The organism is Vasconcelosia minhoensis LEGE 07310, assembly GCF_015207255.1.
In the GTDB taxonomy this organism is placed as follows: Bacteria; Cyanobacteriota; Cyanobacteriia; order Phormidesmidales; family Phormidesmidaceae; genus Vasconcelosia; species Vasconcelosia minhoensis.
In genome coordinates this window covers 137,409-143,620 of the sequence record NZ_JADEXG010000003.1, presented here as the reverse complement: position 1 = coordinate 143,620, position 6,212 = coordinate 137,409, and the positions used below count along the sequence as shown (strand labels likewise).

Below are 6,212 nucleotides of genomic sequence, written 5' to 3'. Positions count from 1 at the left end.
GAGGAGATGATTGCGGCGCGGCGGGAGAGCGGGTGGCGGCGGGGGATGGGGGATAGCCTGCTGCTGGCCTGGCGGAATTTGCTGCGCCTGAGTCGGACGCCGGCGGTGGTGGTGTCGGTGCTGCTGTTTCCGGCAATTTTTCTAAGCGGCTTTTTGGTGATTGGGCAACGGCTGATGGCGGCTCAGGGGGTGGACTATATTCAGTACCTGGTGCCGATTATTAACCTACAGGCGATGTTTTTTGCTGGGCTCAGCTCGGCCCTGCTGCTGACCAAAGATATGCAGACCGGGATGATGCAGCGCTGCCGGGCAATGCCGATTTCTCGGGCGGCGGTGCTGGGCGGGCTGGTGCTGGCCTACCTGGTGCGGGGGCTGTTTGCCACGCTGATTTTGCTGGCGCTGGCGCTGGTCTACGGTTTCCGCTTTCAGGCTGGGTTGCTAGGGCTATTGGGCTACTTCTTTCTAGTACTGTTGTTTACGGCGGTCTGCATCGCGGGCTATGGGGCGCTGGCCCTGAAGCTGCGGCGACCGGCCCTGGTCGATGCCGTTTCGATTGTGCCCTACGCGCCGCTGCTGCTGCTGAGTAACGGCTTCAGCCCGGCTGAAAATTTTCCCGGCTGGCTACAGCCGATCGTGCGCTACCAGCCGGTTAGCGTCACCTGCGACGCGCTGCGATCGCTGAGCAGCGCCTCCCCAGAACTCCTGCCGGTTTTATCCAGTCTGCTCTGGCTGACGGCGGCCCTGGTCGGGCTCGGGGCCTGGGCGATTCACCTCTACCGAAATTTGTCATGACCAGACCCACTCCGGCTGACCTAGTGGCGGCTCGCCGTGAAGGTGGCCTAGTTCGTACCCTGCAAGATATTGCGGTGATTGCCCGGCGGAATGTTTTGCTCGACCGGCGGAATCCGGCGGCGACCCTGGTGACGGCGGCGTTTCCGATTTCGCTGATGGTTGTGTTTACCGCTAGCTTTGCCAAGGTGGTTTTGCCCGACGGCTCCTATGCCGACTATGCCCAGTTCCTCGTGCCCTTCAGCACGGTGCAGGGGCTGCTGATCAATACGGTCAATATCGGCTCTACCTTTTACGAAGACCTCGACAGCGGTATGGATATGCGGCTGCGGGCGATGCCGATTGCCCGATTTGCCGCGCTGGGCGGGCGGCTGGTGGCGGCGGCGGTGCGGCTGCTGCTGCAGGTAGTGGCGATTGTGCTGGTGGGTCACCTGCTGGGCTTTCGGTTTCAGGGCGGGCTGCTGGACAGCCTGGGATTTCTGCTGCTGCCGGTGGTTTTCACCACCTCTTTCGCCTGGGTGGCGCTGCTGATTGCAGTGCGGGCCAACTCAGCGGAGTCGGTCGCCGCGACGATGAATCCCTGGATTCTGCCGCTGACCTTTCTCAGCATTGGCTATGTGCCGCTGGAGGGCTTTCCCGACTGGGCGCAGGGGTTTGTATCGGTCAATCCCATCTCCATCGAAGCGCAGGCGATGCGGGGTTTGGCCAGCGGCGAGCCGGTGCTGAGCTACATTCTGACTGCGCTGCTATGGAGTCTGGGGCTGAGCGTGGTGTTTGGCACTTTGACGGTGCGGACCTATCAGCGCCGTTACCGGTAGGGCTACGGGCGCAGAGGCGTAAGCTACACTAATAGCCAAGCTGAAAAGAATGGGTAGGACTACCAGCCTTTTCAGCTTAAATAGATAGTGCAGTCTAGCTCAGCGCCGGTAGCCCATGATCACTGTGGTAGCTACACGGCCATGAGCCATCGGTCATGGAGAAACTAGAGGATGATGGAAGGAGCAAACCCCACTGACAACCCGCAAAGCAGCTCAGACGAAACGCCGGTAGAACTGGAAGAGCTGCGGGATGAAGATGCCTCTATTGAGATTGACTTTGAGCAAGAGTTTCAGTCCGACGAAATTTCTGAGTCCGCAGATGCTGAAGACGCGGATGCCGCTACCGCTGATGCGGCAATGCCCGGTCCAGCAGGGCCGCCGGCTGAGGATAACTCGGCCGCGATCGCGTCCTTCCAGCAGCAGATTGCCAACCTCCAAGCTCAGGTTGAGGACCGCACCGGCCAGTACATGCGGCTTTCCGCCGACTTCGAGAATTTTCGCAAGCGCAGCAGCAAAGAAAAAGAAGACCTGGAGGCGCAGGTCAAGTGCAATACGATCGGGGCGCTGTTAGAAGTCATCGATAATTTTGAGCGGGCGCGATCGCAGATCAAGCCCCAAACCGAAGCCGAAATGACCATTCACAAAAGCTACCAAAGCGTCTACAAGCAGCTGGTGGAGGGGCTTAAGCGCCTGGGCGTAGCGCCGATGCGGGCGGAGGGACAGGAGTTCGATCCCAACCTGCACGAGGCGGTCATGCGTGAGCCTACCGATAAATATGAGGAAGGAATTGTTATTGATGAGTTCGTTCGCGGGTACCTTCTAGGAGAGCGCGTTCTGCGGCATGCCATGGTCAAGGTGGCAGCCCCGCCAGAGCCGTCAGCAGCATCGGACGCAGCGGCCCCCGGCGAAGACGCCTATTAGCCCCGGCTCTGGTTGAGGCGGCGGCGGCGGTACCTGGGCGCTTATCCACTCCCTCATTAGCTGTCTCAACCTGCAAGCCATGGGCAAAGTTATCGGCATCGACTTAGGCACGACAAACAGCTGCGTCGCTGTTTTAGAAGGCGGTAAGCCAGCCGTCATCGCGAATACTGAGGGGGGGCGCACAACTCCCAGTATCGTGGGTTTTGCGAAGACGGGTGAGCGTCTGGTGGGTCAGCTGGCCAAGCGCCAGGCGATCACCAATGCCGAAAATACCGTCTACAGCATCAAGCGGTTTATTGGTCGGCGCTGGAATGATACCGAGCAAGAGCGATCGCGGGTGCCCTATCACTGTGTCCCCGGCAAGGACGACACCGTCGATGTGACTATTCGCAGCCAGACCTACACGCCGCAGGAAATATCGGCGATGGTGCTGCAAAAACTGAAGAAAGACGCTGAGGCCTATCTGGGTGAAACCGTCACTCAGGCGGTAATCACCGTTCCGGCCTACTTCACCGACGCCCAGCGGCAGGCCACCAAAGACGCTGGCGTGATTGCCGGTTTGGAAGTCCTAAGAATTATTAACGAGCCGACTGCGGCAGCGCTGTCCTACGGGCTCGATAAGCCCGACCAGGAACAGACCGTTTTAGTATTCGACCTGGGCGGCGGCACCTTTGACGTCTCCATCTTGCAGCTGGGCGACGGCGTCTTCGAAGTCAAGGCGACCTCGGGGAACAACCACCTGGGCGGTGATGACTTTGACAATAGCATCGGCAACTGGATTCTGGAGCGGTTCCAGGCGCAGGAAGAGATGGACCTGAGCACCGACCGGATGGCCCTGCAGCGGATTCGCGAGGCGGCTGAAAAGGCTAAAGTCGAGCTTTCGAACATGGTCAAGACCACCATTAACCTACCGTTTATCGCAGCCGACACCAGCGGTCCCAAGCATCTCGAGATGGAGCTGACCCGCTCCCTATTTGAAGAGCTGATCCGGCCCCTGATTGACAGCACCTTAGAGCCGGTGAAGCAGGCGCTCAAGGACGCCGACCTGACGCCGGAGGGAATCGACCGCATTCTACTGGTCGGCGGCTCGACGCGGGTGCCCGCGGTGCAGGACGCCATTATCCAGTTTTTTAAAGGCAAGACGCCCGACCGCTCCGTCAACCCGGACGAGGCGGTGGCGCTAGGGGCTTCAATCCAAGCGGGGGTATTGGGCGGCGAGGTGAAGGACGTGCTGCTGCTCGATGTCACCCCGCTGGCCTTGGGAATTGAGACGCTGGGTGAGGTCTTTACCAAGCTGATTGAGCGGAATACCACGGTCCCGACCAGCCGCTCCCAGGTCTTTTCGACCGCCACCGACGGTCAGACTTCGGTAGAAGTCCATGCCCTCCAGGGCGAGCGAGCGATGGCTCGGGATAACAAGAGCCTGGGCCGGTTCGAGCTGACCGGCATTCCGCCGGCGCCGAGGGGCATTCCCCAAATTGAGGTAACCTTCGAAATCGACGCCAACGGCATTTTACAGGTGGCCGCCTGCGACAAGGGTACCGGTCGGGAGCAGAGCATCCGGATCACCAATACCGGTGGCCTCACCGAGCACGAAGTGGAGCGGATGCGGCAGGAGGCGGAAACCTTCGCCAATGAAGACGAACAGTACAAGGTCGTCGCCGACCTGAAGAATAAGGCAGACAGCCTGTTCTACAGTTACGAAACGACCCTGCGGAACAATGCCAGCCTGATTACCGACGCCCTCAAGGCCGAGGCCCACGAAAAAGCGGAAGTGCTGCGGGTCGCGATTGACGATCGCAAGATTCAGGCGGTTGAACTAGAGCAGTGCATTGACGCGCTCCAGCAAATTGTCTTTACGATGGGTGCCAACCTCTACCGGCAGGACGATCGGGACTTCTCTGAGCCGGCTCCAAGTAACGGCAATGCGCCCGCCCATTCCACCGCTGGCAATGGCGGCCCCGCCAGTGTCGGTAACGGCAGGGCGCCCGCCGCTGCGCCAATGGATGAAACGGCAGTATTCAGCTCGGTAGCGGCGGGGTCGCAGGTCAGCGAGTCAGCGCCGTCGGGGGATGCTAGCAATCCCTTTGAGCCGGTCCATTCGGCCCCCCAGGACGCTAGTAGCGAAGAGTTTGATGTCGACGCCACCGTCACAGCGGACTACGAAGCAATTGAATAGGGCGAGTTTTAGCGCTTTTCAGAAAAACGCTGGTCATAAATCCAAGTCAGTTCCTACAATGGTGCAATGGAATTGATTCGATGACCCGTTCGTTTCTAAATTAGCGCTCTATGGCTCGTGATTATTATGAAGTCCTTGGTATTTCGCGTAGTGCTGACCAGGAAGAAATCAAGCGTGCCTATCGGCGCTTAGCGCGCAAGTACCACCCCGACATCAATAAAGATGCCGGCGCTGAGGACACCTTTAAGGAAATCAATCGTGCCTACGAAGTGCTCTCCGAATCGGAGCTCCGGGCTCGCTACGACCGCTTTGGCGAAGCGGGTGTCGGCGGTGCGGCAGCGGGCGCAGGCGGTTTTCAAGACTTCTCAGATATGGGTGGCTTTGCCGATATCTTTGAGACCTTTTTTAGCGGCTTTTCCGGCGGTGCCGGCCAGGGCCGGCGGCGCGGGCCGATGCGGGGTGACGACCTGCGGCTAGACCTGAAGCTCGATTTTAAAGAGGCCGTTTTTGGTGGCGAGAAAGAAATTAAAATCAGCCATCTAGAAACCTGCAATAACTGTAAGGGGTCTGGAGCGAAACCGGGCACCCGCCCGCGCACCTGCTCGACCTGTAGCGGCTCTGGCCAGGTGCGGCGAGCAACGCGGACTCCCTTTGGCAGCTTCACTCAGGTTTCTGCCTGCCCGACCTGTAGCGGCACGGGCGAGGTCGTGGAGGATCGCTGCGAGATCTGCGGCGGCAGCGGCCAGAAGCAGGAGGCGAAAAAACTCAAGATCAACGTTCCGCCCGGCGTGGACAACGGCACCCGGCTGCGGGTGACCGGCGAAGGCGACACCGGCCAGCGCGGCGGCCCGGCGGGTGACCTGTATGTCTACCTGTTCGTCAATGAAGATGCCAAGTTCAAGCGCGACGGCATCAATGTGCTCTCAGACCTGAAGGTGAGCTACCTCCAGGCCATTTTGGGCTGTCAGCTGGAAGTTGAAACGGTGGATGGGCCGGTACCGCTACAGATTCCAGCGGGGACTCAGCCCAATACGGTGCTACCGTTGGAAAATCGCGGCGTGCCCCGGCTGGGCAATCCGGTCAGCCGCGGCGACCACCTGATTACGGTCAAAGTGAATATTCCCACCCGGCTCAAGACCGAAGAGCGAGAGCTGCTGACCAAGCTGGCCGAAATCCGCGGTGACACCGTCGGCAAGGGCGGTATCGAGGGTTTTCTCGGGGGGTTGTTTAGAGGTTAGCCGATGGGATCAAACGACTGTGAGTAAGACAAGTACAGCCGATGAGCAGCTCGACCTGCGGGGAACGCCCTGCCCGCTGAATTTTGTCCGCACTAAGCTAAAGCTCGACCAAATGGCAGCAGGGGCGCTGCTGGAAGTGTGGCTCGACCCTGGGGAGCCGATTGAGCAGGTGCCCGATAGCTTAAAAATGGACGGCTATTCGGTAGAGCAGATTGTACCTCGCGGAGACTACTATGCTGTTCGGGTGCGCCGTCCGGGGTAGTGCGC

Annotated in this window: 6 protein-coding genes; all 6 read left to right on the top strand. The window is 59.8% G+C overall.

The features are described 5' to 3' along the window. The coding region (locus IQ241_RS02570) for an ABC transporter permease (RefSeq protein ID WP_193904835.1) at positions 1-792 on the top strand (792 nt) is incomplete at its 5' end. Further along, positions 789-1,607, top strand: a complete 819-nt coding sequence (locus IQ241_RS02565; RefSeq protein WP_193904834.1) for an ABC transporter permease — start codon at positions 789-791, stop codon at positions 1,605-1,607. The genes IQ241_RS02570 and IQ241_RS02565, both read left to right, overlap by 4 nt. 171 nt (positions 1,608-1,778) lie before the next feature. After that, complete coding sequence (grpE, locus tag IQ241_RS02560) at positions 1,779-2,528, top strand: nucleotide exchange factor GrpE (RefSeq protein ID WP_193904833.1); 750 nt, start codon at positions 1,779-1,781, stop codon at positions 2,526-2,528. A gap of 79 nt (positions 2,529-2,607) precedes the next feature. After that, complete coding sequence (dnaK, locus tag IQ241_RS02555) at positions 2,608-4,707, top strand: molecular chaperone DnaK (RefSeq protein ID WP_193904832.1); 2,100 nt, start codon at positions 2,608-2,610, stop codon at positions 4,705-4,707. 110 nt (positions 4,708-4,817) lie between these two features. Then, entirely contained in the window at positions 4,818-5,945 is a 1,128-nt protein-coding gene (gene dnaJ, locus IQ241_RS02550) for a molecular chaperone DnaJ (RefSeq protein WP_193904831.1), read from the top strand. A gap of 19 nt (positions 5,946-5,964) precedes the next feature. Beyond that, complete coding sequence (locus IQ241_RS02545) at positions 5,965-6,207, top strand: sulfurtransferase TusA family protein (protein WP_193904830.1); 243 nt, start codon at positions 5,965-5,967, stop codon at positions 6,205-6,207. The last annotated feature ends 5 nt before the right edge of the window (positions 6,208-6,212 follow it).